The organism is Clavibacter sp. MX14-G9D (assembly GCF_032917815.1).
GTDB classification, from domain to species: domain Bacteria; phylum Actinomycetota; class Actinomycetes; order Actinomycetales; family Microbacteriaceae; genus Clavibacter; species Clavibacter michiganensis_K.
This window is the reverse complement of record NZ_JAVCVL010000006.1, coordinates 25,299-51,778: the sequence shown is the minus strand read 5'-3', so window position 1 is coordinate 51,778 and position 26,480 is coordinate 25,299. Positions and strand designations below refer to the sequence as shown.

Here is a 26,480-nt window from a genome sequence, read left to right as displayed (position 1 = left end):
AGGACGGCGGGAGCTCTGCGCGTCCCGCCCGTGATGGGGACCGCAAGCCCTGGTCCAAGGTCGGCGGTCGAGACGCCGGTCGTGGTGGATCGCGTCCGCCCCGCGATGGCGACAAGCTGTGGACCCGTGACGGACGTCCGGCCCGCAACGACCGCGACGCCCCTCGCTACGAGGAGGCCCTGACGGAGGAGCAGCTGCGGGCCCGCGAGCTGCGGTCCGTCCGGCCGCGGCATGACGATCCCGAGATCCCGGAGGATGTGAAGCCCGGCGACCTCGACCGGATCGCCCGCAACGAGTTGAAGACGTTGAGCAAGGACAACGCCGAGGGCGTGGCGCAGCACCTCGTGATGGCGGCCCGTCTCATCGAGGAGGACCCTGAGCTGGCGCACCGCCACGCGACGTCGGCGGCCCGACGTGCCGGCCGCATCGCGGTGGTCCGGGAGTCCCTGGCGATCACGGCGTACGCCGTCGGCGACTACGCGCTGGCTCTCCGAGAGCTCCGGACGTACCGGCGGATCTCCGGGAAGAACGACCAGCTCGCCCTCATGGTCGACAGCGAGCGGGGACAGGGCCGGCCCGACAAGGCGCTGGAGCTCGGACGCTCCGTCCCCAAGGAGACGCTGCCCGCGGCGGAGCAGGTGGCCCTCGCGATCGCGATGTCCGGTGCGCGCCTCGACCTCGGTCAGACCGAGGCGGCCCTCGACGAGCTGTCGATCGCTCAGCTGAACCGCGACGTCGCGTACTCGTACAGCGCCGACCTCTTCCACGCCTACGCCGAGGTGCTCGAGGAGCTCGGCCGGTCGGAGGAGGCGGAGGCCTGGAGGCAGCGTGCCGATGCGGCCGAGGCGGCGTTCGCCGATCCGGACGAGGGCTGGGACGACATGGTCGAGGTCGTCGAGGAGGAGCTGGAGGTCGACGACGATGCTGATGTCGACGGCTCCGACCACGACGTCGACGAGGCGGATGCCGAGGCCGATGCCCGCGGTGAGGAGTCCCGCGAGGACGTCGACGGGCAGGTGTCCGCCCAGGATGCCGACGCCGACGGCGACGAGGACGCAGCGGCGGGAGCGGGTGCGGCCGACGACGCCGTGACGGCGCCCGTCGAGGACGAGGACGACGACGACATCTCGGTGGATGTCGACGACGAGCTGGGCGTCCCCGCGGAGGGGCCGGCTGGCGCTGGCGTCGACGAGGATGCCGATGCCGATGCCGATGCCGATGCCGATGCCGATGCTTTTGCGGATGCCGAGACCGACGAGGGCGACCGCGATGTTCGCTAGGGCGGGCAAGGGGCAGACGCCCCTCGACGGCGTCGACGTGATCCTCGCGGACCTCGACGGCGTCGTCTACGCGGGCCCCGCCAGCATCCCCCACGCCGTGGAGGCGCTGAACCTGGCGGCCGACGGGGGGATCCGGCTCGGGTACATCACGAACAACGCCTCCCGCACGGACGCCTCCGTCGCCGAGCACCTCAGCTCGCTCGGGCTGACCGTCGCGCCGGAGGACGTCGTGACGTCGCCGCAGGCCGCGCTGCGGCTGCTGGCGGACCGGGTCCCCGCGGGCTCCACCGTGCTGGTCGTCGGCGGTGACGGGCTCGTGCACGAGCTCGAGAAGGCCGGGTACATCGTGACGCGCTCCGTCGAGGACGCTCCGGTGGCGGTCGTGCAGGGCTTCGCCCCCGAGGTCGGATGGACGCAGCTCGCCGAGGCGGCGTTCGCCCTGGCCGACGCGTCCGTGGTGTGGGTGGCGACCAACACGGACTGGACCATCCCCGTCGCGCGGGGCATCGCTCCGGGCAACGGCACGCTCGTCTCGGCCGTGCACACGGCGGTCGGGCGCCTGCCCGTCGTCGCCGGCAAGCCCGAGACGCCGATCTTCGACGTGGCACGCGAGCGCTTCGGCGCGCAGCGGCCCGTGTTCCTCGGCGACCGGCTCGACACCGACATCCTCGGGGCGACGCGCGCCGGCATGGCGTCCGTCCACGTGCTGACCGGCATCGACCGGGCCAAGCAGCTCCTCGCGGCGGAGGAGGACCAGCGGCCGACGTTCATCCTCGAGCACCTCGGGCAGCTGCACGAGCCGTACCCGGAGACGCGGTTCTCGCAGGAGGGCCGGGTGGCGACGGTCGGCAAGGCGTCCGTCCGCATCGCGGGCGACCGGGTGGAGGTCGTGAAGGACGGCGGGTCGACCATCGACACGCTCCGTGCCGCATGCGCCGTGATCTGGAACTCGGGCCGCCCCATCTACGGGCTCGACGTGCCCGAGTCCCTCTACGTCGCCGCCGGCGCCGCCGCGGGTCGGGCCTAGCGTGACGCTGTGAGCGGCGACCACGCGCACCCCCACGACGGGCTCGGGACGGCGGCCCCCGGGCACGACGCCGCGGAGGACGGCGACGTCGCCGAGGAGCTCGTCTCGCGGCTGCAGCTGATCGAGGAGCAGCCGCTCAGGGAGCGGGCGGCGGCGTTCGCGCTCCTGCACGACGAGCTGCGCGCGCGGCTCGAGGGCGGCGACGGGGTCGCGGCGCGTGGCTGACCCGACGGGGCCCGCCGGGGAGTCCGCCGCGGACCCGGGCGGCGGGATGCGGCTCGACGCCGCGCTGCCCGCGCTCGGCCTGGCCCGCTCCCGGACCCACGCCGCGCGTCTGATCGCCGACGGACTCGTCACGGTCGACGGCCGCGGCGTCGTGAAGGCGTCGGTCAAGGTGCTCCCCGGATCCGCCGTCGCCGTCGCGGGGACCGACTCCTACGTGAGCCGCGGGGCCCACAAGCTCATCGGCGCGCTCGACGCCTTCGACGGCGTGCAGGTCGCGGGACGGCTCGCCCTCGACGTGGGCGCCTCCACCGGGGGCTTCACCCAGGTGCTCCTCGAGCGGGGCGCGCGACGCGTCGTCGCGCTCGACGTCGGGCACGGCCAGCTGGATCCCCTCATCCGCGCGGACCCGCGGGTGGACGTCGTCGAGGGCTTCAACGTCCGCGACCTCACCCCGGAGTCGCTCCGCGCGGTCACGTCGCCGGATGCCGCCGGCGAGGCGCCCGCGCTCGTCGTGGGCGACCTCTCCTTCATCTCCCTGGGGCTGGTGCTGCCCGCCATCGCGCGCACCGCCGCGCCCGACGCGGACATCGTGCTGCTCGTGAAGCCGCAGTTCGAGGTCGGGCGCACGGGGATCCGCGAGGGCATCGTGCACGACCCGGGGCTGCGCGACGACGCCGTGATGCGGGTGCTGTGGGCGGCCTGGGACCTCGGGCTCGGGACGGCCGGCCTCGTCCCCTCCCCGATCGTCGGCGGAGCGGGCAACCAGGAGTACCTCGCCTGGTTCAGCGGTCGTGCGGGGAGCAATCCGACACAATGGAGATCGACGTCGAACGAGATCACAGGAGCGTGAGCGAAGTGGCTGGACCCGCGAGGCACATCCTGGTCGTCTCGCACACGGGACGCCGCGACTCGATCGACGCCGCGCTCAGCGTGTGCGGTCAGCTCGCCGAGGCCGACGTGCGCATCGTCCTCACGGCCGAGGAGAAGGCCGACATCCTGCCGTTCGCCCCCGAGATGGACGGCGTCGCCGTGCTCGGCGAGGACGTGCAGACGGCCGACCTCGAGATCGTCATCGTGCTCGGCGGCGACGGCACCATCCTCCGCTCGGCCGAGCTGGTGCGGGGCACCTCCGTCCCGCTGCTCGGGGTGAACCTCGGGCACGTCGGATTCCTGGCGGAGAGCGAGCGGGAGGACCTCACGGCCACCGTCCGACGCGTGCTCGACCGCGACTACACGGTCGAGGAGCGGATGACCCTCGACGTCACGCTCAAGGTCGGCGCCGACGTCGTCTACCGCACGTGGGCGCTCAACGAGGCGACGGTCGAGAAGGCCAGTCGCGAGCGCATGCTGGAGGTGGTGGTCGAGATCGACGGGCGCCCGCTCGCGTCGTACGGCTGCGACGGCATGGTCGTGTCCACGCCCACCGGCTCCACCGCGTACGCGTTCTCCGCCGGCGGCCCCATCGTGTGGCCGAGCCTGGAGGCGATGCTCGTCGTGCCGCTCAGTCCGCACACGCTCTTCGCGCGCTCGCTCGTCGTCGGTCCCGAGTCCACGGTCGCCGTGGAGGTGCTCCGCCGCACGTCCGGGTCCGGCGTCCTCTGGTGCGACGGACGCCGCACGCGCGACATGCCGCCCGGCGCCCGCGTGGAGGCCCGCCGCTCCACCATCCCCGTGCGCCTCGCGCGCCTCAAGCAGTCGCCCTTCACCGACCGCCTCGTGAACAAGTTCGAGCTGCCGGTCACCGGCTGGAGAGGTCCCGTCGACCGTGATTGAGGAGATCACCATCCGCGACCTCGGGGTGATCGGCCAGGCGACCCTGCCGCTCGGCCCGGGCTTCACGGCCGTCACCGGCGAGACCGGCGCGGGCAAGACCATGGTCGTCACGGCCCTCGGGCTGCTGCTCGGAGCGCGCGCCGACTCCGGAGCGGTGCGCCAGGGGAGCGAGCGCGCCGTCGTCGAGGGCCGCTGGATCATCGCGGCCGACGGCCCGGTGCCGGAGCGCGTGCGCGACGCCGGCGGCGACGTCGACCCGTTCGGCGACGGCACGCGGGGCGAGCTCATCGTCACGCGCCAGCTCTCCTCCGAGGGCCGCAGCCGCGCGTCGGTGGGCGGCCGCGGCGCCCCCGCGGCGCTGCTGACCGAGATCGGCGAGCAGCTCGTGGTCGTCCACGGCCAGTCCGACCAGATGCGCCTGCGGTCCTCCACCGCGCAGCGCCAGGCGCTCGACCGGTTCGCCGGATCCGCGCTCGCGCCCGTGCTCGGTGAGTACCAGGACGTGTTCCGCCGCTGGCAGGCCGCGCGCGCGGAGCTCGACCGCCTCGTCGCCGAGCAGGACGCCCGCACGCGCGAGGCGGAGGACCTGCGCGCCGCCATCGATGCCATCGAGGCGGTCGCACCGCAGCCCGGCGAGGACGAGGAGCTGCGCGAGCGCATCGACCGTCTCACCAACCTGGAGGACCTGCGCGCCGCGGCGTCCGCCGCCCACGAGCTCATGTCGGCGGAGGACGCCTCCGGCGAGATGGCGGACGCCGCCTCCGTGCTCGACACCGCGCACCGCCGCCTCGACCGGGTCGCCGCCCACGACCCCGCCCTGGCGGAGGTCATCGAGTCGCTCGACAGCGCGCGCATCCTGGTGTCGGAGATCGCGGTGCAGCTGTCGGGGTACCTCGCGGGCCTCGACGCGGACGGCGCCCGCGAGCTCGAGACCCTGCAGGACCGCCGGGCCGAGCTCGTCGCGCTGACCCGCCTGCACGGGCCGACGGTGGAGGACGCCATCGCGTTCCTCGACACGGGCAGCGCGCGCCTGCTGGAGCTCGACGGCGACACCGACCGGATCGACCTCCTGCGCGTCGAGGTGGAGCGCGACGAGGAGCTCGTGGGGGAGCTCGGCGCGCGCGTCACGGCCGTCCGCGAGGAGGCCGGAGCGCGTCTCGCCGCAGCCGTCACCACGGAGCTCGGCGCCCTGGCCATGGCGGACGCGTCGCTCGAGGTCCGCGTGAGCCCCCGCGAGGAGCCGGCCCTGTCCGGCGCCGACCGCGTCGAGATCCTGCTCCGGCCGCATGCGGGCGCGGAGGCGCGGCCCCTCGGCCGCGGTGCGTCCGGCGGCGAGCTGTCGCGCGTGATGCTGGCCATCGAGGTCGTCGTCGCCGGCGACGACCCCGTGCCCACGTTCGTGTTCGACGAGGTCGACGCGGGGGTCGGCGGGGCCGCGGCCATCGAGATCGGCCGGCGGCTGGCCCGTCTCGCCGAGCGGGCGCAGGTCATCGTGGTCACCCACCTCGCGCAGGTCGCCGCCTTCTCGACGAACCACCTGCGCGTCGTCAAGGGCGGTGACGGGCAGGTCACCGCGTCGAGCGTCACGCAGCTCGAGGGGGATGCCCGCATCCAGGAGATGGCGCGGCTGCTCTCGGGACTCCCCGACAGCGAGAGCGGGCTCGCCCACGCCCGCGAGCTGGTCGAGACCGCCGCCTCCCTGCGCTGAGGGCCGGCCTCCGCGGGTCGCGGGCCGGGTCCGCCGAGGGCCCGCGCGCGTCGTGGCTGTCGCGGGGCGCCGGAACACACGTAGGATGGAAGCCCGTGGCGGACATTCACTCAGCAGCGGACACGGACTCGAACACGACGACCAGCACGACCAGCACGGCAGGCGGGAAGACCACCCGGCACATCTTCGTGACCGGCGGCGTGGTCTCCTCCCTCGGCAAGGGCCTCACGGCGGCCAGCCTCGGCAACCTCCTCACCTCGCGCGGCGTGCGCGTGGTGATGCAGAAGCTCGATCCCTACCTCAACGTGGATCCGGGCACCATGAACCCGTTCCAGCACGGCGAGGTCTTCGTGACCGACGACGGCGCGGAGACCGACCTCGACATCGGGCACTACGAGCGGTTCCTCGACATCGAGCTCGACCAGGCGGCCAACGTGACCACCGGTCAGATCTACTCGGAGGTCATCGCCAAGGAGCGCCGCGGCGAGTACCTGGGCGACACGGTGCAGGTCATCCCGCACATCACGGACGAGATCAAGCGGCGCATGCGCCTGCAGGCCTCGGACGACCCGCAGCCGGACGTCATCATCACCGAGGTCGGCGGCACGGTCGGCGACATCGAGAGCCAGCCCTTCATCGAGGCGGCACGCCAGGTGCGGCACGAGCTGGGCCGGAACAACGTCTTCTTCGTGCACGTCTCCCTCGTGCCGTACATGGGAGCCTCCGGCGAGCAGAAGACCAAGCCCACGCAGCACTCGGTCGCGGCCCTGCGCTCCATCGGCATCCAGCCGGACGCGCTGGTGCTCCGCAGCGACCGGCCCGTCTCCGACTCCAACAAGCGGAAGATCGCGCTCATGTGCGACGTCGACGAGCGCGCCGTCGTGAACGCGGTGGACGTGGCGAGCATCTACGACATCCCCGAGATGCTCCACGGGCAGGGCCTCGACAGCTACATCATCGACCACCTCGGCCTGCCGGCGACGGACGCCGTGGACTGGTCCGGTTGGAGCGACCTGCTCGACGCCGTGCACGACCCGAAGCACGAGGTCACGGTGGGCCTCGTCGGCAAGTACATCGACCTGCCCGACGCCTACCTGTCGGTCACGGAGGCGCTGCGGGCCGGCGGGTTCGCCCACTCGACGCGCGTGAAGCTCCGCTGGGTCGCGTCGGACGAGTGCGAGACGCCCGAGGGCGCCGCCAAGAGGCTCGGCGACCTGGACGCGCTGTGCGTGCCCGGCGGCTTCGGCATCCGCGGGATCGAGGGCAAGCTCGGCGCGCTCAAGTTCGCCCGCGACAACGGGATCCCCGTGCTCGGCCTGTGCCTCGGCCTGCAGTGCATGGTCATCGAGTACGCGCGCAACGAGGCGGGACTCGCGGGCGCGTCCTCCACCGAGTTCGACCCGGACAGCGAGTACCCGGTCATCGCGACGATGGCCGAGCAGGTCGACATCATCGCGGGCGGCGACCTGGGCGGCACCATGCGCCTCGGCGTGTACGAGGCCGCCCTCGCCGAGGGGTCCCTCGCCGCGGAGCTCTACGGCGCGCCCGTCTCGCACGAGCGCCACCGCCACCGCTACGAGGTCAACAACCAGTACCGCGAGCGCATCCAGGACGCCGGCCTCGTGTTCTCCGGGACCTCGCCCGACGGCACGCTCGTGGAGTACGTGGAGCTGCCGCGCGACGTGCACCCGTTCTACATCGGCACGCAGGCGCACCCGGAGCTCCGGTCGCGCCCGAACCGCGCGCACCCGCTCTTCGCGGGCCTGATCCGCGCGGCCCTCGACCGCCAGGAGGCGAGCACCCTGTTCGCCGAGGACGACGCCGAGGCCGTCGCGTGACGGACGCCGCCACGGGATCCCCGGCCGACGGCCTCCACGACGACCCGGTCTCCGTCGAGATCACGTCGAGCGAGCGGGTGTTCGCGGGGAGGATCTGGGACATCCGCCGGGAGACGTTCCGGTACGGCGACGGCGAGATCACCCGGGAGTTCGTCGACCACACGGGCGCCGTCGCGGTGCTCGCGATCGACGACGAGGACCGCGTGCTCCTCATCAAGCAGTACCGGCACCCGGTGCGGATGCGCGAGTGGGAGATCCCGGCGGGGCTCCTCGACGTGACGGACGAGCCGCCGCTCGCGGCCGTGCAGCGCGAGCTCGCCGAGGAGGCCGACCTCGAGGCCGCGGAGTGGAGCGTGCTCGCCGAGTACCTCACGACGCCCGGCGGCAGCGACGAGGCCATCCGCGTCTACCTCGCCCGCGGGCTCACCCCCACGGCGGAGGCGTTCGCGCGCACCGACGAGGAGGCCGACATCGAGAAGCGCTGGGTCGACCTCGACGAGGTCGTGACCGCGGTGCTCGAGCGGCGGATCCAGAACCCGTCGACCGTGATCGCGGTGCTGCAGGCGCACGTCGCCCGCTCCCGCGGCTGGGCGGACCTCGGCCCGGCCGACGCGCCGTGGCCCCGCCACCCGAAGCTCCGCCAGGACGGGACCGCGCCCGCCTCGTGACCGCCGACGACGCGGCTCCCGAGGTGCCCGTGGCGCTCCGCCGCGCCGTCGACCGGTGGCTGCGGCACGTCGAGGTCGAGCGGGGGCTCTCCCGGAACACCGTGCAGGCGTACCGGCGCGACCTGGCGCGGTACACGGAGCACCTCGTGGAGGAGGGCGTCCAGGATCCGGCCGACACCACCCCCGCGCACGTCGCCGGGTTCGCGCAGCGCGTCCGCTCGCCCGAGCACGGCGGCCTCACGGCGTCCTCGCTCGCGCGCATGCTGTCGAGCGTCCGCGGCTTCCACCGCTTCCTGCTGGAGGAGGGCATCGTCGAGGTCGACGTGTCCTCCGACGCGCGGCCGCCCAAGCTGCCGAGCCGCCTGCCGAAGGCGGTCTCCGTCGAGACGATGACGCGGATCCTCGACGCGACCGACGGCGACGACCCGCTCCGCGTGCGCGACAAGGCGCTGCTCGAGCTCCTGTACGCCACGGGCGCGCGCGTGAGCGAGATCACCGCCCTCACCGTGGACGACGTGCTCGGGCCCGACGGCGCGGCCGCCGAGCTGGTGCGCGTGCTCGGCAAGGGCGGCAAGCAGCGGATCGTGCCGGTCGGCTCGTTCGCCCGCCGCGCCGTCGACGCCTACCTCGTGCGCGTCCGTCCGGTCCTCGCCGCGCGCGGCACGGCCACGCCGGCCCTGTTCCTCGGGCTCCGCGGCCACGCGCTCAGCCGCCAGAACGCGTGGCTCGTGATCAAGGCGGCCGCCGAGCGCGCCGGCGTCACGGAGGAGATCTCGCCGCACACGTTCCGGCACTCGTTCGCGACGCACCTCATCGCGGGCGGCGCCGACGTGCGCGTCGTGCAGGAGCTGCTCGGCCACTCGTCGGTGGCGACCACGCAGATCTACACGCGGGTGACCGTCGACACCCTGCGCGACGTCTACACGACCGCGCACCCGCGTGCCCGCCGGGCGTGATGGGCCCTCCCCGGTAGACTTCCAGGATCCGGCGGGACCGCGTCGGAGGAGCGGCAGAGAGAGATCCACGTGACGCGCAAGCCAGATGTGACCGAGCTCCCGGGAATGGACGTCCCCGTGCTCGGACCCACCGGTCGGGAGCTGCGCGAGTTCGCCGAGCCCGAGCCGCTCGATGGCCACGGGCCCGCCAAGATCATCTCCCTCTGCAACCAGAAGGGCGGCGTCGGCAAGACGACCACCGCCATCAACCTCGGGGCCTCGCTCGCGAGCTACGGCCGCCGCGTCCTCGCCGTCGACTTCGACCCGCAGGGCGCGCTGTCGGCCGGCCTCGGCGTGCAGACGCACGACGCCGTCACCATCTACGACCTCCTGCTCGGCACCGTCAAGGACCCGCGCGAGGCCATCAGGAGCACGGGCTTCGAGGGCCTCGACGTCATCCCCGCGAACATCGACCTCTCGGCCGCCGAGGTGCACCTCGTCAACGAGGTGGCGCGCGAGCAGATCCTCGCGAGCGTGCTGCGGAAGGTGAGCGGCGACTACGACGTCATCCTCATCGACTGCCAGCCGTCGCTCGGCCTCCTCACGGTGAACGCCCTCACGGCGAGCCACGGCGTGCTCATCCCGCTGGAGTGCGAGTACTTCGCGCTCCGCGGCGTGGCGCTCCTCGTGGAGACGATCGAGAAGGTCAAGGACCGGCTGAACCCGGGGCTCGCGCTCGACGGGATCCTCGCGACCATGTACGACTCCCGCACGCTGCACTCCCGCGAGGTGCTGCAGCGGGTGGTCGAGGCGTTCGACGACAGCGTGCTCGAGACCGTGATCGGGCGCACGGTCAAGTTCCCGGACGCGTCGGTGGCGGGCAAGCCCATCATCCAGTTCGCGCCCGAGCACCCGGCCGCGCTCGCGTACCGCAAGGTGGCGCGGGAGCTCATCGCGCGTGGCGCCGTCGCGTAGGGGCTCGTCCCCGGCCGCGCCCGGCCTCGCGGTGGAGGACGCTCACCGAACGGATCCCGAGCGGGCGTTCCGCGTCAGCATCGGCAACTTCGAGGGGCCCTTCGACCTGCTGCTGTCGCTCATCGGCAGCCACGAGATGGACATCACCGAGGTGAGCCTCAGCCTCGTCACGAACGAGTTCATCGCGCACATCCGCGGGCTCGACGGGCCGGACGACCTCGACGAGGCCAGCTCCTTCCTCGTCGTCGCGGCGACCCTGCTCGACCTGAAGCTCGTCGGGCTCCTGCCGCAGGGCGAGCTCGTGGACGCCGAGGACGTGGCGCTGCTCGAGGCGAGGGACCTGCTGTTCGCCCGGCTGCTGCAGTACCGGGCGTTCAAGCAGGCGGCGTCGTGGTTCCAGGAGCGGCTCGCGGCCGAGTCCGGCCGCGCGTTCCGCGACGTGCCGCTCGAGGAGCGGTTCCGCGCGCAGGTGCCGGAGCTCGTCTGGACGACGTCGCCCGACGACCTCGCGGCCATCGCGCTCCTCGCCTTCGCCCCGCGGGAGATCCCGACCGTCGGCCTCGACCACCTGCACGCGCCGCTCGTGAGCATCCGCGAGCAGGCGGCGGTCGTGGTCGCGCGGCTCCGCGCCGGCCTGCCGATCACGTTCCGGGAGCTCGTCGCGGACGCCGGGGTCACGGGCGTCGTCATCGCGCGGTTCCTCGCGGTGCTCGAGCTGTACCGCGTCGCGGCGATCGAGTTCGACCAGCCGGAGGCGCTCGGCGAGCTCACGCTCACCTGGACTGCCGAGAGCTGGACCGACGACGCCCTCGCGAGCCTGGGGGCCGGCTATGACGGCTGAGCCGGCGGACGCCGCCGCCGTGGACGCCGCCGCGGATCCCGCCGCCGATGCGCCGCTCGAGCTCGACCGCGCGATCGAGGCGCTGCTCATGGTGGCCGACGAGCCGCAGAGCGCGACGACGCTCGCGACGGCGACGTCCACGCCCGTGAAGGAGGTGCGCCGGGCGATCCAGCGGCTCGTCGACGACTTCGACGGGCGCACCGGGGGAGTGCGGCGCGGCTTCGAGCTGCGCGAGGTCGGCGGCGGATGGCGCGTCTACGTCCGGCCCGAGTACGACACCGTGGTGCGCGACCACGTGCTCACCCAGAACCCCACGCGGCTGTCGCAGGCCGCGCTCGAGACGCTTGCGGTGATCGCCTACAAGCAGCCGATCAGCCGCAGCCAGGTCGCCGCCATCCGCGCCGTGAACGTCGACTCCGTGGTGCGCACCCTGCTCGCCCGGGGCCTCGTGACCGAGGCCTTCACGGACGGCGAGACCGGGGCGATCCATTACGGTACGACAGACCACCTGCTCACGCAGCTCGGCATCAACTCGCTCGACGAGCTCCCCCCGATCTCCCCGTTGCTCCCCGACGGGGCGGAAGGCTTCCATGACCCCCTCCCCTGAGAACGACCGCGCCGGGAACCCCGACGAGCCGGTGCAGGGCGTCCGCCTGCAGAAGGTGATGGCCGCCGCGGGCGTCGCCAGCCGCCGCGTCTGCGAGGACATGATCGCCGCCGGCCGCGTCACCGTGAACGGCGAGGTCGTCACCGAGCCCGGCCGCCGCATCGACCCGGAGGTCGACGAGGTCGCGGTCGACGACCGGGCCGTGCAGCTGGACACCTCGAAGCGCTACCTGATGCTCAACAAGCCGGTCGGCATCTACTCCTCGCTCCGCGACGAGCGCGGCCGTCCCGACCTCCGCGAGTTCACGGAGGAGTTCGAGGAGCGCCTGTTCAACGTCGGGCGCCTCGACGCGGAGACGAGCGGCCTGCTGATCCTCACCAACGACGGCGACCTCGCGCACGTGCTCGCGCACCCGTCGTTCGGCGTGCTGAAGACGTACATCGCGAAGGTCACGGGCCGGGTCACGCCGCAGACGATCCAGCGCCTCACGCAGGGCGTGGACCTCGAGGACGGGCCCATCCAGGCCGACCGGGCCCGCATCCTGTCGGGCGGCGGCGACCAGACGCTCGTGGAGATCACGCTGCACTCGGGCCGCAACCGCATCGTGCGCCGCATGCTCGACGAGGTCGGCCACCCGGTGGAGGAGCTCGTGCGCCGCCAGTTCGGCCCGCTGCACCTCGGCTCGCTCGGCGTCGGCCGGGTGCGCGACCTCACCTCCGACGAGCTCGGCCAGCTCCTCACCATCTCGCGCGAGGCCCGCGCCCAGGCCGGTCCCGCGAACCCGCAGGGGCCCGGCGCCGCCGCCGAGGCGCAGGGGGACGTCGACCGCGAGGACGGCGAGTGACCGAGGCCGCGGACGTCGTCGCCGCGGCGGACACCCGCGTGCAGGGGACCGTCCGCATCGTCGGCACCGGCCTCCTCGGCACCAGCATCGGGCTCGGCCTCTCCGCCCGCGGGGTGGACGTGGTGCTCGCCGACGCATCGCCCACGACGCTGCGGCTCGCGGCCGACATGGGCGCGGGGCGCATCGCCGACATCCAGGCGGCGCCCGATCGGCCGTCGCTCATCGTGGTCTGCGTCCCGCCCGACGTGACCGCGCGCGTGGTCGCGGCGGAGCTCGACGCGCACCCGGACGCCCTCGTCACCGACGTCGCCAGCGTGAAGGTCGCGCCGCTCGAGGAGCTGCGCGCCATGGGCGCCGACCTGTCGCGCTACCTCGGCTCCCACCCGCTCGCCGGGCGCGAGCGCGGCGGCCCGGTGTCGGCCACGGGCGACCTGTTCCTCGGGCGCCCCTGGGTCATCGCCGGGCACGGCGGCATCACCTACACCGCGGGCGCACCCGTCGAGCAGCTGATCCTCGACCTCGGCGCCGTGCCCCTCGAGATGACCGCGGAGGAGCACGACTCCTCGGTGGCGCTCGTCTCCCACGTGCCGCAGGTGGTCGCGAGCCTCCTGGCGTCGCGGCTCGGCGACGGATCCGCCACCGCCCTCGGGCTCTCCGGCCAGGGGCTCCGCGACACCACGCGCATCGCGTCGAGCGACGCGTCGCTGTGGGTGCAGATCCTCGGCGCCAACGCGGGCCGCGTCGTGCCCATCCTGAAGGCGCTCCGCACCGACCTCGACGAGGTCATCGCGGCGCTCGACGACGTGGACGCCCAGGGGGCGAGGCTCCGGGTGGCCGAGCGGATCCACGCGGGCAACGCCGGCGTCGCCCGCATCCCGGGCAAGCACGGCCAGGACCGCCGCTTCGCCGCGCTCACCGTGATGATCGACGACCGCCCCGGCCAGCTGGCCGCGCTGATCTCCGACGTCGGCGCCGCCGACGTCAGCATCGAGGACCTGCGCCTCGAGCACTCGCAGGGCGCGCAGGTGGGTCTCGTCGAGATCGCCGTGCTGCCCGAGGCCCGCGACCGCCTGGTCGCGCGGCTGGAAGAACGGAACTGGAGGATCGCCGGATGACCGGAGACGCATCGACCGCACCCGACCCGCTCGAGGCCGACCCGCTGGCGGACACGCTGCTCGTGGACGCCACGCTCAACCGCACGGTCGTCGCCGTCGACGGGCCCGCGGGCAGCGGCAAGTCGAGCGTGAGCCGCGCCGCCGCGCGCGCCCTCGGCTTCGACTACCAGGACACGGGCGCCGCGTACCGCGCGCTCAGCTGGTTCGCGCTGGAGAGCGGCGTCGACACGGAGGACCCCGCCACCGTCACGAGCCTCATCGAGGGCTTCGACTACGACATCGGCATCGACCCGTCCGAGACGCGCGTGAGCGTCCGCGGGACGGACGTCACCGAGGCGATCCGCGAGCCGCGCGTGTCCGCCGTGGTGAGCCGCGTGGCCCGCGTGCCGGAGGTGCGGCACTACATGGTGGAGCTGTTCCGCTCGCTCATGGCCTCCAGCGACAAGCCCGGCATCGTGGTGGAGGGCCGCGACATCACCACGGTCGTCGCGCCGGACGCCCAGGTGCGCATTCTCCTCACGGCCTCCCCGGAAGCTAGGATGAGGAGGCGTTCCGCGGAGACGACGAATCAGTCGGCCGCCGCGGTCGGCGAATCACTCGCCTCCCGGGATCGGGCCGACTCGCAGGTCGTCGATTTCATGAACGCCGCAGATGGTGTGACCACCATCGACTCCACGGACATCGACTTCGACCAGACCGTCCAGGCGGTGGTCGATCTCGTTCACGCACGAACAGATTGAGGCGCGGCCCGGTGACGGGCCGACACGCCAGAGGACACACGCATGGCTGATCACGACGACGACTTCCCCGAGCTCGACAGCGGGCTCTCCGAGCGGCTGTCGAGCATCGACGAGGAGCTGGCCGCCCAGCGCGCGCAGGCGCTCCGGGCCGGGCTCGCCGACTACGAGCTCGACGACGAGGACCTCGAGGTCCTCGAGACCGCGACGGACGACCCCGACCAGGTCACGTACCTGCCGGCGCTGCCCGTGCTCGCGGTCGTCGGCCGCCCGAACGTGGGCAAGTCGGCGCTCATCAACCGAATCCTCGGCCGCCGCGAGGCCGTCGTCGAGGACACCCCCGGCGTCACGCGCGACCGGGTCTCCTACAAGGCCGAGTACGCCGGACGCTGGTTCACGCTCGTCGACACCGGCGGCTGGGAGCCCGACGCGAAGGGCATCAACGCGTCCGTGGCCATGCAGGCCGAGATCGCGATGGACCTCGCCGACGCCGTGCTCTTCGTCGTCGACGCGAACGTGGGCGCCACGAGCACGGACGAGCACGTCGTCCGCCTGCTCCGGAAGACCAAGAAGACGGTGATCCTCGCGGCCAACAAGGTCGACGACGCGCGCCAGGAGCCGAACGCGGCCTCGCTGTGGTCGCTCGGCCTCGGCGAGCCGCACCCCGTCTCCGCGCTCCACGGGCGCGGCGTCGCGGACCTGCTCGACCTGGTGCTGAAGACCCTGCCCCTCGTCTCCAAGGTCGCCAAGGAGGAGGTCGGCGGACCCCGCCGCGTCGCCATCCTCGGCCGCCCGAACGTCGGCAAGTCGAGCCTGCTCAACAAGGCCGCGGGCGAGGAGCGCGTAGTCGTCAACGAGCTCGCCGGCACCACGCGCGACCCGGTCGACGAGCAGGTCGAGATCGCCGGCAAGGTGTGGCGCTTCGTCGACACCGCCGGCATCCGCCGCCGCATGCACCTCGCCCAGGGCGCGGACTTCTACGCGTCGCTCCGCACGAGCGCGGCGCTGGAGAAGGCGGAGGTCGCGGTCGTCATGATCGACGTCTCCGAGGTCATCAGCGAGCAGGACATCCGCATCATCGAGCTGGTGCTCGAGTCGGGCCGCGCGCTCGTGCTGGCGTTCAACAAGTGGGACCTCCTCGACGACGAGCGCCGCCGCTACCTCGAGCGCGAGATCGAGACCGACCTCGCGCACGTGTCATGGGCGCCGCGCGTCAACATCTCGGCGCGCACCGGCCGCCACATGGAGAAGCTCGTGCCGGCGCTCGAGACGGCGCTGGAGTCGTGGGACACCCGCATCGCGACGGGCAAGTTCAACGCGTTCCTCGCCGAGCTCACCGCAGCGCATCCGCACCCCGTGCGCGGCGGCAAGCAGCCGCGCATCCTGTTCGGCACGCAGGCCTCGAGCCGCCCGCCGACATTCGTGCTCTTCACGACCGGATACCTCGACCCGCAGTACCGTCGCTACATCCAGCGCCGCCTGCGCGAGATCTACGGCTTCGAGGGCAGTCCGATCATCGTCAACATGCGCGTGCGGGAGAAGCGGAAGCGCTAGCGCTCCCGCGGGCTCCCTCGCAGCACGACGGACGGCGTCGATCCCTTGTCGGGGTCGGCGCCGTCCGTTGTTGTCCGCGCGTCAGCCGCCGTGCGCGGAGGTCCGCTGCAGGAACACGGTCAGCTCGAGTGCCGTGGCGGGGACGTCCTCGAGGGCCTCGGCCATCTCCGGCGTCACCCGCTGCACGGATGCGGTCGACCGGCACACCCCGTCGCGGTCGGTCGACTCGCCGACGGAGCCGAGGATCGCCTCGGGGGTCGCGACGGTGATCCTCCGGCTCGCCGCCGCTAGCTCCGCGCTCGAATGCGGCGCACGGCACACGAGCAGGTGGTCGAAGATCGGCTCCAGCGTCTCCCTCGCCAGCCGCACGTCCGTCGCCGTGACGGTGGCGGACCGGCTGTCGGCGGTGATCTTCAGATGGACCCCCACGATCACGCCCCTCTCGCGGAGCGCTTGCAGGGCCGTCGTGATCTCGGAGCTCGGGGGATCGCCGTGGTCCATGGTGCCCAGCGGCGCGACGGGACCCTCGTCGACCGCCCGGGAGACCGCGACCGACCTGCCCGTCCAGACGCCCGTCAGACGTGCGTGCCGCGCCTCGGCGTCCGGCCACGCGGGTGTGTCGGTGGTGACGCCGTCCAGCCGCACGACCAGTGGCTGGTCCAGCATGACTCCGGGGAGGAGGTCGGGGTGCAGCGGTCCCAGCAGCAGTCCTCGATCCCTGCCGTCCGTGACGACGATGCCCGAGACCGTCACCTCGTCCCCGGGGCGGAGGACGAGCGACCATGCGTCCATGCGTCGACGTCCCTCGTCCGATGCCACCTCGTGCAGTGGGTCGCTCGCGCTCCCTGTCCGGGGAGCCTGATGTCCTCGAAGCGTAGACGGACGGCGTCGATCCCTTGTCGGGGTCGGCGCCGTCCGTCGTCGTGCAGGCGGGGATCACGTGTACCAGGTGGGCTCCGGGATCTCGCCGAGGAGCACGTGCCGGCCGACCTCGCGCCGCTTGTAGGCGATGGGGTCGTGGAGGCTGTGGGTGCGGAGGTTCCGCCAGAAGACGTCGAGCCCGACGCTCGACGCCGACGCGCGCGCACCCGTCAGCTCGAAGACGCGCGTGCCGACCTCGAGCCCGTCCTCGACGATGCGCGCCTTGGCCGCGGCGATCCGCACGGCGATCTCGCCGCGCTTGCGCTCCGTGAGGGTCTCCCGCGGCGCGTGCAGCACCGCGCTGATCTCGGCGCCCACCGCATCCAGCAGCGCCTCCGACGCCCACAGCTTCGACTGCAGCTGCCCGTAGCCCTCGAGGACGTACCACTCGTCGGTCGCGCGCTCCTTGTCGTCGCCGCCGAACGGCCAGGCGCGGGTGGTGCTGCGCGTGTAGGCGGCGGCCGTCTCGAGCGCGCCCTCGGCGATCCCCTGGTAGAAGTTCGCGAACACCAGCTGGATCGTGGGCACGTTGAGCGTGCCGTAGGTGAGCGGCTGGAACACCCGGTCGACGAACCCCGCGGCGTCGGACCACGGCACGCGCACGTCCCGGATCTCCACCGAGCCCGACTCCGTGAGCCGCTGCCCGAGGCTGTACCAGTCGTGTCCGAAGACGATGCCCGGCTGGTCCGTCGGCACGATCGCGAACACGTGGGTGTCCGTGCCCTCGATGACGCCCTCGAGCACGGTGAGGTCGGAGACGACGCCGCCCGTGGAGAACGACTTCCGGCCGGAGTAGACGAGCTCGTCGCCGTCCTCGCGGATGACGAGGTCGGAGTCGCGCGGGTTCACTGCCCCGCCGAACAGCAGGTTCCCGGTGGTCGCCAGCTTCTCGACGGCCTCGATCTGCGCATCCGTGGCGACGAGCCGCGCCGCCCACGCCCAGAGGTAGTGGTAGCCGAGGAGCTGGCCGATGGATCCGTCGCCGCGGGCGACCGCGCGGATCACCCGGTAGGCGGTGTCCCACGTCTGCCCGCCGCCGCCGTGCTCCGCGGGGCCGAGCAGCGTGACGAGGCCCGCGTGCTTGAGGAGCGCGACCTCCTGGTGGGGGCTCGCGCCGGCGCGGTCGCGCTCGACCTGGTCGACGGCGAGGATGTCGGCGACCTCGCGGGCGCGGGCGATCCACCCGGCGGGGGTCGTGGGGCGCGGGGTGCCCTTCCAGCGGTCGACGGGAGCGTCGCCGAGGGGTGCGGGGCGGGGGCGGTCCGTCCGCGCGTCGGCGGTGCCGGGGGCGGGCGTGGGGGAGCCGGATGCGGGTCGTGGCTCGCGGTCGATCAGGGTCATGTCCTGTCCTCTCGTGAAGGGGCGCGACCGGTGCCGCGCCTCGCGGTGGGGCCACGGTAGGGGCGGGCCGTGCGGGGTCGCGAGGGGTGTGACGGCGGGTGTCCCCGCGTGACGACGCGGGGCGTCACGCGGTGTCATGTGGGGGATCCGCCGCCCGTCGCGCCCCGCTCCCGTGACCGCCCGCCCGCGCAAACCAGCACCGCGTGGCCCGATCCCCGCGCTCGTCCCGACGACCCGTGCACCGCCCTCGACCCAGACTGGGCGGACGGGCGCGGGGGTGCCGCCCGCAGGTGGGCGATCCCGGGATCCACTGCTGAGTGCGAGCCGGGGGCCCCGACATGAGAAGAGCGCGACGACCGCCTGCCGATCCCGAGGCGCGTCATCGTCGCCGTCCGCTCGTCGCCGCGGGGATCGCCCTCGCCGCGCTGTGCGGCGTGCTGCTCCTCGTCCCCGGGACCACGGGCGCCTACGTCGCCAAGGTCACGGGCGACGCGAACTCCGCCTCCTCGGCGAGCTTCTTCTCCTGCGCGGCGGTGCAGGCGGGGGAACGGACGGGTGCGCTGTTCTCCTGGTCGCTGACCCAGCCGAGCGGATCCACCACGGCGCCCGACACGGACAGCGGCGCGTACCCCGGCACCTACCGCAACGGCATGACGAGCACGACGACAGCGCCGCAGGCCTGCCCGCGCGGCGCGGGCGGGTCGTACGCGCTGGCGGACAACGCGCTCGCGCCGTCGTACGTGACGTCGCCCCTGCAGCAGTCGAACCCGACGACGTTCAGCCTCGAGCTCTGGTTCCGCACGACCGTGAAGGGCGGCCGCGTCATTGGCTTCGGCGACTCCCCGTCCGGTCTGTCGCTCCTCTTCGACCGCCACGTCTACATCACGACGGCCGGCCGCCTCGTGTTCGTCACGTTCGGGAGCAACGCCTTCCAGACGCTGCAGACGCTGCAGACGCCGGGCGTCGTGACGGACGGAGCGTGGCACCACGTGGTCGCGACGATGTCACCCACGGCGGGATCCGCGCTGTACCTCGATGGCGCGCAGGTGGCGGCGAACCCGCAGTCGAGGACGGCGTAGGCCTACTCGGGCTACTGGCGCCTCGGCTGGGACAACCTCGCCACCTGGACCGGCACCGGCCAGTACCACTTCGTGGGCAGCATGCGCTTCGCCTCCGTGTACTCGGTGGCGCTCACGCCGGAGCAGGTGCGCGCGCACTACGTGGCGGGGACGTGACGGGCTAGGAGAGGTCGTCCTCCGGGAACGGGTCCGTGTCCTCGGTGTCGTCATCGTCGTCATCGGCTGCGTGCAGCACGAGCACCGACTCGAGGTAGAGGCGGATCTCGCCCGTGTCGAGGAGGACGTGCCACGCACGTTCGGAGTGGTCCGTCGGGCGGGCGCTGAGCCGGATCCACGGGCTGGCGCCGGCGCTCGGCTGCACGATCCATCCCTCGCGCTGCTCGGTGACGATGCCGACCCGCGTGCCGGCGGCAGGCACGTCGTGATCGTGCTCCTCGTGCGCCCATGGGAAGACGTCGGTGGGGAGGGTCGCGTAGGAGGCGGCGCCTGCGGCGTTGCTGGCGTCGCGGATGGCGAGCGCCTCCATCCGGTCGGCGGCCGTGACGAAGCCGCGCTCGCGCACGCGGTCCTTCACCGCCTCGAGGTCGCGCGTGGTCCACATGCAGGTGATCTCGGTGCCTGCGGCGACGCTCTGCAGCGCGCCGAGCGCCTCGCCGGTGGTGGCAGGGCCTGGAAGTCGCATACGGGTCTCCTTTCGTAGTGCTGGTGGTGAGTGGGCTTCTCGAGCGATCCTTGGGGAAGCATCACAGACGGCACCGACTGGGCGGGATCAGAGACGCGAAATCATGTATCGCCTCCGCGGGCGAAGATGATTTCGCGCACCCACCGTGCGTAGGCACAACGTGCTATGCGCCGGAACATGAGGAATGCCGCCCCGGGTCGACGTCGGCACCTTCCCGTAGGTTCGACTCATGGAACCCAAGAAGACAGCTCGTGAACAGCACATCGCCGTATTCGGAGAGTCGGGCAGCGGCAAGACGGTGCTGGTGTCGTCGTTCTACGGATCCGCGCTCGAACCGGCTTTCGCGGACACGAGCTTTTTCAACATCGTGGCCGATGATGTGGCAGACGGCCGTCGTCTGCACCAGAACTACCTCGGGATGAAGAACTCGTCGACCCTGCCCCTGTCGACACGAGCGACGACCTCCTACGCGTTCTCCATTAAGCGCCGGCCGGGTGCGGACGCTGCGGCGAAGAAGCCGGCGGAGGATCTGCGACTGGTGTGGCACGACTACCCGGGGGAGTGGTTCGAGTCCGAGCCGGAGAGCCCCACGGAGGGTCAGCGGCGTCTGGCGACCTTCCGAGCCCTGCTGGGCTCGGATGTGGCTGTCGTTCTGGTGGACGCACAGCGACTGATCGATAACGCAGGCGAGGAAGAGCGCTACCTCAAAGCCTTGCTGTCCGGCTTCAAAACGAACCTGGTCCGACTCCACGAGGAGCTGCTGCCGGACCGCAAGCCTCTCGTGCAGTTCCCGAGGATCTGGTTGATCGCGCTTTCCAAGGCGGACCTCCTCCCCGACATGGACGTCGACGGCTTCCGAGATCTGATGACGGAGAAGGCCGCGGCGGAGATGTCGGCGCTCGGTAAGGAGATCTCCACGTTCGTCGAAGCGCCGGAGGCTCTGTCGGTCGGCGAGGACTTCCTCCTCTTGTCGTCGGCGAAGTTCGAGCCCGGCAAGATCGAGGTGAGCAAGCGGACTGGACTGGATCTCATTCTCCCCATCGCCGCCATGTTGCCGTTCGCACGTCATCTCACGTGGGCGAAGCGGCTGAAGGACGGCGGGAGAGTCGCGAAGCAGCTGCTGGACCGCGCCGGCCCTCTCCTGTTGCTGTTCAACGGCAAGGTCAAGTTCCCCGGTCCCATCGGAGTCGTAGCTGCACTGGTGCTCCCGAAGGCGAGTGAGGCTCTGGCCAAGCTGGCCGGCACCCAGCTCCAGGCGTTCCACGATCGGGCAGTCGCCAGGCACGACTTCCTGACGGCCGTCCTCACGCAGTTCCAGCTCGACCTGGAGCGCGGGGAGAAGAAGAAGGTGCTCATCCGGAGCATTCGGAGCAGCGGATGAAGTTCATCTGGGTGACCAGGGGCAGGACGTGGGGCTTCCGCGTCCTCCGAACTGGTGGTCTGGATGACCCGTTCTAGACGTACGAGGCTGCCTTCGCCGGTCTCGAGGATGCCCCAGACGCCTACCGTGCCGCGAGCGAAGGCATTGCAGTCCGGTTCCCCGATCCTGAAGAGCGCCGCGATCGCGCTGGCCGAGTGATCTCCCACGAGTTCGTGCTCCTACCGCCGCTGACAGAGCGCGTGCATGATCTAGCGACCGCGAAGGATCTGCTCTGGCCGGAGGTGGTGGATGCGTTCCAGGACTCCTGGGATGAGGCGACGCCTCCTTCATCAACGCCCTGAGCCTCTCCGGAGGCGTCCGCGCGCGTATCTCGCCGTTCTCACTCTGATCGGCCTGGCTGGCAGCGTGGGAGATCATCCGAGGCGTTGCCGTCCTTCCCGGCGGATCCGGGGCCCCGCCGTCGTACCCTGTTCCGGGCGCACTCGACGCTCGATCGCGCGACCAGGAGGACGACACCGGTGGACCAGCTGTTCAGCCGTCTCGACCGCATCGCGGCGGGACGTCAGGCCGGGCACGTGATCCGCACCGAGATGCGCGACCACGCCGCGACCGCTCGGGCGTTCCGCCGGATCCGGTGGATCCTCATCGCCGAGACGTTGATCGGCGCGACGGCCGTCGTCATCGCACTGACGCTCGCCGACGAGGGCGTGGCGATCGCCACGGCCGTGTGGTTCCGCTGCTTCGTAGTGCTCGCGATGACCCTAACGCTGTACTACTTCGCCTGGCGCGCGTCGCTTGGCTACTGGTGGGCGTACTCGCGGCTGCGCCTCTTCAGCCAGATCTTCCCCATCGTGACGCTCGTCGTCGCCGCGATCCCCGGCCTCTACCCGCTCTGGATGGTCGTGGAGCAGATAGTCTTCTCGCTGCTGCTGATCGGGGTGGGGGACATCCTGCGGGGCGACCACATGCGGGAGGCATTCCCGAAGCCCGCGGGATCCCGTGCTGCAGGGGAGCCCACCGGCGCGGCTGCTGGCCGCTCGGGTCGCGCGCCGGCCTGATCCGGCGGCCTCACGGCGCGGAGCACCGTCGCTGATGCGCTAAGCTCTACGAGTTGCCCAGTGACGGACAGCGGGCTGTGGCGCAGCTTGGTAGCGCACTTGACTGGGGGTCAAGGGGTCGCAGGTTCAAATCCTGTCAGCCCGACGGACATGCCTCGGAAGGACCAATCGGTCCGGCCGGGGCATCTGTCGGTTTTCTCCGACGATACCTTGCGCCGATGGCGGCGTTTAGCAGGGCCTGGCGGCTCCCGCGCCGTGGGCGGAGGCCCAGGCGACCACGTTGTTGTCGTATCGCTGAACGAGTGTGGTGGATCGTCGCCCGCACCACTCCTAAGTGCGCGAAGCCTCCGATGCGGTGCCGTCGAGTGCCACGGAGGGCTTGCCGCGGCGGGCGTGTCCGTTAGGCCCATGCCACTGATCCGCGCGCACCGCGGATTCGAGCCCGTCGAGGAAAGCGGTGCACAGAAGATGCCTGTGGGTCTCGCGCCATGCGCTCATGTATACCTCGGCGATACCGTTGGCGTCGTCGGGATCGGCAGGACGGACGATTGCGTGGGTGGGTATCCTGTCGCCTTCGGCAGCATCGCGTCTACGTGACAGGCGCCAGCCAGCGTTCCCAGCGACAGCCCGACACCGAGCGGATCTGGGGCTGCATCCTCTTACGGCCTCGCATGAGAGAAAACTGCGGTGCTCAATATGCTCGATCCAAGGCAGACCGGGGAGTTGGTTGAAGCGACCATGACGACCAAAGTTGGGCCTGGCGCGGTCAAGTCGGCAAACTGGCTACATGGCTTATCCACACTGGTCCTACTTCCCACGAAATGTTCGTCCGCCAGAGTGGGCACGGGAGCTTGTCGAGGTCGTGGCCGCTCACCGCCCCGTCATCGACAGTCAGCCCGTCCCGGTAGAGAAGTCCGTACGCCTTACTAGTGACTACGTCTTGGAGAAGCTACGCGAGGCGATGGAGGCGCTCGGCTATCAGGTCGAGTCCGGCAAGGCAGCGTCCCAGAAGATCACACGACCAGTGCTTTTCGGCGAGGAGGGCAAGGCCGCAGTGTCGTATGACATCGATGCGTTCCACGACAACCTGGGTATCGCCGTCGAGGTCGAAGCCGGACGCGGCTCCAACAGCAACGCAGACTATCGAGATATATTGCGTACGTCGCTGCTACTAGACGCTCGTTTTCTCGTTCTGTTTATGCCGATCGCATACCACTTCACATCGGCCGGACGCGCCCAATCCATCAGCGGGTATGCAAACACGCTTAACCAACTGTCCGCGATTTACGCGTCGCAACGCCTTCGGCTGCCTTTCGAGGGGGTTCTACTCATCGGATACTGAGACCGAACGTCCCGGCGACCGCCATAGGAGGACGGACCATCGGAAGGGTCTGATTTCTCGCAGGCTGCCGCTGACGTCGACGGTATTCCCCATTGCTCACCTGACGATCGGCACCGGATACTCACAGGGCTAGGACGCCAGAGATGCTAGATCCTAAGGGAGCTCTTCCGACAAGCCCATATAATCATTTCAAGATGCAATTTCAATTTTCTACACCGAAACGCCGACATGTAAAAGCAGCCACATGGTTGCTGTTGGCCGTCCAAGTGACTATTTGAGGAATCCGCACATCAAGCGGCAATGTGCCAGCAGCACTATGCGTGATCTTTAGCGGCACCGTATTGAACACAGGCCGCGCACTTTGTAAATGTTGCGAAGCGCTGGCCAGGTGAGCCGGTATTTACTCATTACCGTGCAGGTACAAGTAGATTGACTCGGCAATTTTTTGTCCTAAGGGAATGGGTACAGCGTTGCCGATCTGCTTCGCGATCTGAAGCTTGGACCCGTACCATTGGAAGTCATCTGGGAAGCCCTGAAGCTTGGCCGCTTCAAAATGAGTTATAGGCCGGTCCTCGGCCGGGTGGAGGTATCGACCTTTCTCTGGCTTGAAAAACTCGGTTCGGATGGTCACAGAAGGTCTGCCGTTCCGCAGCCGGCCCATGACGTCCCCGGAGCCTGCGTCATGCATGTCCCATGCCGCGGTAGAAAGGTACTCGAGGACAGCCGTCCGGTGTAAGCCGTTTGCGCTAAGGATCACCTGAAAGGCTTCCGATTTGCTACGACGGTTCCCCGAGCCAGCGAAAGCTGAGACACGATCGACGGTGCGTACTTTGACTCGGCGCGCTGTAACGGCACCATCGATAACAACGGCGTGAGTGCCAAGAACGTTTAGCGTCCCATCGGGGTACCTGTGGTCTCCTTCTCTTTCAAGGATTATTTCACTGCCGTCCTCAAAACGGCATGCATACCTTCCTCGCAGGTCCTTACGATTGCCACCCTTCGGGATCGCGCGATAGCGCCACCGTGAGATCGGTTCTGGTTTACGCCCGATGTGGAGATCGGTAGTCAAAAATGGACCGACGACGCTGCATTCGACTCCAGATACAAGTCGCGGGGAGGCGGCCGGAAGATCAAGGGCAAGTTCCTTGCGTGCACTCTCTCGGAATAGCTCGTCCACTGTGACCCACGGAGTCGACTCAGCCAGCAGCTCGTTCAAGGGGTATAGCCCCTTGGGCGGCAGTTTACTTATGGGCAGGCGCGGGAAGTGCGTCGGCTTGGGGTAGGTTAGCGAGTTAGAAGGCAACCCAGCGTCAGTGCGAACACCGATTACAATCGCTCTACGGCGGGCTTGCGCAGCACCGTAGTTTGCTGCGTTGAGCAAGTAGCGCTTGTCACGGTCTATCTCGGTCTCCCCGGCCTTCGAACCAGGGTCGACAAGCTGATAGTTTGTGAGGTCCGCGCCGCCAATCCTATTCTTTAGGTCCATGAACTCCGGGGACCGAAGGAATCTGTCGACATTCTCGATTACGAAAACCTTGGGTTGAAGCGTCACTACAACACGGATGAATTCCTCCCAGAGCAGGTTCCGCTCCGAGCCGACCCTCGCGCGGTTCAGGCCGGAGAACCCCTGGCACGGCGGGCCTCCAACCACAACATCAATCTCGCCCGGCTTCCATCGTGGCTCCCAGCCGACGATGGTGCGACAAACGATCTCCGGCGGTAGCTGGTCACCAAGTCGGGCCGATCCGGCACCGAAGTTTGCGGCGTAAGACGCGGCGGCCGCTGGCTCCCACTCGACCGCGCCGACGCTTCGGAACACCGGGTCTGCAACGCCTTCGGGACGGTACTGGTGGAAGCCCTCTGTCAGACCCCCGCAGCCAGCGAAAAGGTCCAGGACGGTTACGCGGGTACGGCGGTCTGCCTCGGATGTCACCTAGCAATGTTAGCTGGTGCGGCCTGCGGCTGACGCGTACGATAGTCGCCTCGCGATGCCCTAGTCATGCCACGGCGCCCACGCCGCACGCGGTGGCAAAAGACACAATATGAGCGACAGGCATCGCTACTGACCAGCAGATCAATTGGGCGGTTCTAGTTGCTGATTCCCCAAGATCGACATTTTCGCATGATTAGTCACGGCGTATCGTAAAGGTTCTATGCCTATGGGGAATTCCGGTTTGATGCTCATCGTCGGTCCCCATTGTTCCTGTCATGTCTGGCAGTGAGCCCGCACAAGTCGTCGACATGCCCTTGCAGCCACCGTCGGGTCCTGCGGATCGTCGACTTCGTTAACGAGTCGCATGAACGTGCCCGAGTATATCGAGGCGAGGCGTCGACATCGCCTGCGCGATGGCGAAGATATCGGTGTTTCTCTGCAACTGCTTATTGCTCGGGGTCTGCATTCTCGGAGCACGGTGTAGAGCAATTCGAACGCCGACCCGGCTGTCGTAATCCGTTCAAACAGGGCGCCGGATTCTGCACATAACGACGTAACAAGAGCCGCAGGCTGACTCGTACTGCTGTTCTGAGAGAAAAAAGACCTCCAGCGGGTG

24 protein-coding genes and 1 tRNA gene are annotated in these 26,480 nt (G+C 70.4%); 21 read left to right on the top strand and 4 right to left on the bottom strand.

The window, feature by feature from the left end; genetic code table 11:
* From Q6969_RS01640 to der, 16 genes are all read left to right on the top strand, one after another.
* A partial coding sequence (locus tag Q6969_RS01640) for a hypothetical protein (protein WP_317228892.1) occupies positions 1-1,280 on the top strand: 1,280 nt, incomplete at its 5' end.
* Positions 1,270-2,307: an HAD-IIA family hydrolase gene (locus Q6969_RS01635; protein ID WP_317228891.1), complete on the top strand. Its 1,038-nt coding sequence runs from the start codon at positions 1,270-1,272 to the stop codon at positions 2,305-2,307. The genes Q6969_RS01640 and Q6969_RS01635, both read left to right, overlap by 11 nt.
* Before the next feature lie 9 nt (positions 2,308-2,316).
* Complete coding sequence (locus Q6969_RS01630; RefSeq protein ID WP_317228890.1) at positions 2,317-2,532, top strand: hypothetical protein; 216 nt, start codon at positions 2,317-2,319, stop codon at positions 2,530-2,532.
* A gap of 46 nt (positions 2,533-2,578) precedes the next feature.
* Positions 2,579-3,382 carry a TlyA family RNA methyltransferase gene (locus tag Q6969_RS01625; RefSeq protein WP_317228894.1) on the top strand — a complete coding sequence of 268 codons (804 nt, stop codon included), beginning with the start codon at positions 2,579-2,581 and terminating at the stop codon, positions 3,380-3,382.
* A gap of 5 nt (positions 3,383-3,387) precedes the next feature.
* On the top strand, positions 3,388-4,305 hold the full coding sequence (locus Q6969_RS01620) for an NAD kinase (RefSeq protein ID WP_396335500.1): 918 nt from the start codon (positions 3,388-3,390) through the stop codon (positions 4,303-4,305).
* Entirely contained in the window at positions 4,298-6,013 is a 1,716-nt protein-coding gene (gene recN / locus Q6969_RS01615) for a DNA repair protein RecN (RefSeq protein WP_317228888.1), read from the top strand. The genes Q6969_RS01620 and recN overlap by 8 nt, the downstream gene beginning before the upstream one ends.
* A gap of 95 nt (positions 6,014-6,108) precedes the next feature.
* The gene (locus tag Q6969_RS01610; RefSeq protein WP_317228887.1) at positions 6,109-7,851 is read left to right on the top strand and encodes a CTP synthase; all 1,743 of its coding nucleotides are present in this window, start codon (positions 6,109-6,111) and stop codon (positions 7,849-7,851) included.
* Positions 7,848-8,519, top strand: a complete 672-nt coding sequence (locus Q6969_RS01605; RefSeq protein WP_317228886.1) for an NUDIX hydrolase — start codon at positions 7,848-7,850, stop codon at positions 8,517-8,519. The genes Q6969_RS01610 and Q6969_RS01605 overlap by 4 nt, the downstream gene beginning before the upstream one ends.
* Positions 8,520-8,548: 29 nt before the next feature.
* Positions 8,549-9,475: a site-specific tyrosine recombinase XerD gene (xerD, locus tag Q6969_RS01600; protein ID WP_317228893.1), complete on the top strand. Its 927-nt coding sequence runs from the start codon at positions 8,549-8,551 to the stop codon at positions 9,473-9,475.
* A gap of 105 nt (positions 9,476-9,580) precedes the next feature.
* Entirely contained in the window at positions 9,581-10,429 is an 849-nt protein-coding gene (locus tag Q6969_RS01595) for a ParA family protein (protein ID WP_396335499.1), read from the top strand.
* 31 nt (positions 10,430-10,460) lie between these two features.
* Positions 10,461-11,270, top strand: a complete 810-nt coding sequence (locus Q6969_RS01590) for a ScpA family protein (protein WP_317228884.1) — start codon at positions 10,461-10,463, stop codon at positions 11,268-11,270.
* The gene (gene scpB, locus Q6969_RS01585; RefSeq protein ID WP_317228883.1) at positions 11,260-11,877 is read left to right on the top strand and encodes an SMC-Scp complex subunit ScpB; all 618 of its coding nucleotides are present in this window, start codon (positions 11,260-11,262) and stop codon (positions 11,875-11,877) included. Before Q6969_RS01590 ends, scpB begins: the two co-directional genes overlap by 11 nt.
* A complete protein-coding gene (locus Q6969_RS01580; protein ID WP_317228882.1) occupies positions 11,861-12,721 on the top strand; it encodes a pseudouridine synthase in 861 nt (286 codons plus the stop codon). The genes scpB and Q6969_RS01580 overlap by 17 nt, the downstream gene beginning before the upstream one ends.
* Positions 12,718-13,836 carry a prephenate dehydrogenase gene (locus tag Q6969_RS01575; protein ID WP_317228881.1) on the top strand — a complete coding sequence of 373 codons (1,119 nt, stop codon included), beginning with the start codon at positions 12,718-12,720 and terminating at the stop codon, positions 13,834-13,836. The genes Q6969_RS01580 and Q6969_RS01575 overlap by 4 nt, the downstream gene beginning before the upstream one ends.
* The gene (cmk, locus tag Q6969_RS01570; protein WP_317228880.1) at positions 13,833-14,576 is read left to right on the top strand and encodes a (d)CMP kinase; all 744 of its coding nucleotides are present in this window, start codon (positions 13,833-13,835) and stop codon (positions 14,574-14,576) included. Before Q6969_RS01575 ends, cmk begins: the two co-directional genes overlap by 4 nt.
* Positions 14,577-14,618: 42 nt before the next feature.
* Complete coding sequence (gene der, locus Q6969_RS01565; protein WP_094116150.1) at positions 14,619-16,127, top strand: ribosome biogenesis GTPase Der; 1,509 nt, start codon at positions 14,619-14,621, stop codon at positions 16,125-16,127.
* 81 nt (positions 16,128-16,208) lie between these two features.
* Here der and Q6969_RS01560 read toward each other — a convergent pair whose 3' ends face one another.
* Both Q6969_RS01560 and Q6969_RS01555 read right to left on the bottom strand, forming a co-directional pair.
* Positions 16,209-16,919, bottom strand: a complete 711-nt coding sequence (locus Q6969_RS01560) for a hypothetical protein (protein ID WP_317228879.1) — start codon at positions 16,917-16,919, stop codon at positions 16,209-16,211.
* 144 nt (positions 16,920-17,063) lie between these two features.
* Entirely contained in the window at positions 17,064-18,389 is a 1,326-nt protein-coding gene (locus Q6969_RS01555; protein WP_317228878.1) for an acyl-CoA dehydrogenase family protein, read from the bottom strand.
* A 338-nt stretch (positions 18,390-18,727) separates the two neighbouring features.
* Between Q6969_RS01555 and Q6969_RS01550 the strand changes: the two genes are divergently transcribed.
* Entirely contained in the window at positions 18,728-19,468 is a 741-nt protein-coding gene (locus Q6969_RS01550; RefSeq protein WP_317228877.1) for a LamG-like jellyroll fold domain-containing protein, read from the top strand.
* Between the two features lie 160 nt (positions 19,469-19,628).
* On the opposite strand, the gene Q6969_RS01545 is transcribed toward Q6969_RS01550, so the two are convergent.
* Positions 19,629-20,150, bottom strand: a complete 522-nt coding sequence (locus Q6969_RS01545) for a hypothetical protein (protein WP_317228876.1) — start codon at positions 20,148-20,150, stop codon at positions 19,629-19,631.
* A gap of 229 nt (positions 20,151-20,379) precedes the next feature.
* On the opposite strand from Q6969_RS01545, the gene Q6969_RS01540 reads away from it, so the two are divergent.
* The 4 genes from Q6969_RS01540 (at position 20,380) to Q6969_RS01525 (ending at position 23,931) form a co-directional block, all read left to right on the top strand.
* A complete protein-coding gene (locus Q6969_RS01540; protein ID WP_317228875.1) occupies positions 20,380-21,531 on the top strand; it encodes a TRAFAC clade GTPase domain-containing protein in 1,152 nt (383 codons plus the stop codon).
* Positions 21,532-22,049: 518 nt separating this feature from the next.
* Positions 22,050-22,589 (top strand): hypothetical protein, encoded by a 540-nt coding sequence (locus tag Q6969_RS01535; protein WP_317228874.1) that lies wholly within the window; start codon positions 22,050-22,052, stop codon positions 22,587-22,589.
* A 71-nt stretch (positions 22,590-22,660) separates the two neighbouring features.
* Positions 22,661-22,734: transfer RNA gene (locus Q6969_RS01530), tRNA-Pro, on the top strand.
* 642 nt (positions 22,735-23,376) lie between these two features.
* Complete coding sequence (locus Q6969_RS01525; RefSeq protein ID WP_317228873.1) at positions 23,377-23,931, top strand: hypothetical protein; 555 nt, start codon at positions 23,377-23,379, stop codon at positions 23,929-23,931.
* 400 nt (positions 23,932-24,331) lie between these two features.
* On the opposite strand, the gene Q6969_RS01520 is transcribed toward Q6969_RS01525, so the two are convergent.
* Positions 24,332-25,864, bottom strand: a complete 1,533-nt coding sequence (locus Q6969_RS01520) for a DNA cytosine methyltransferase (RefSeq protein ID WP_317228872.1) — start codon at positions 25,862-25,864, stop codon at positions 24,332-24,334.
* Between the last annotated feature and the right edge of the window lie 616 nt (positions 25,865-26,480).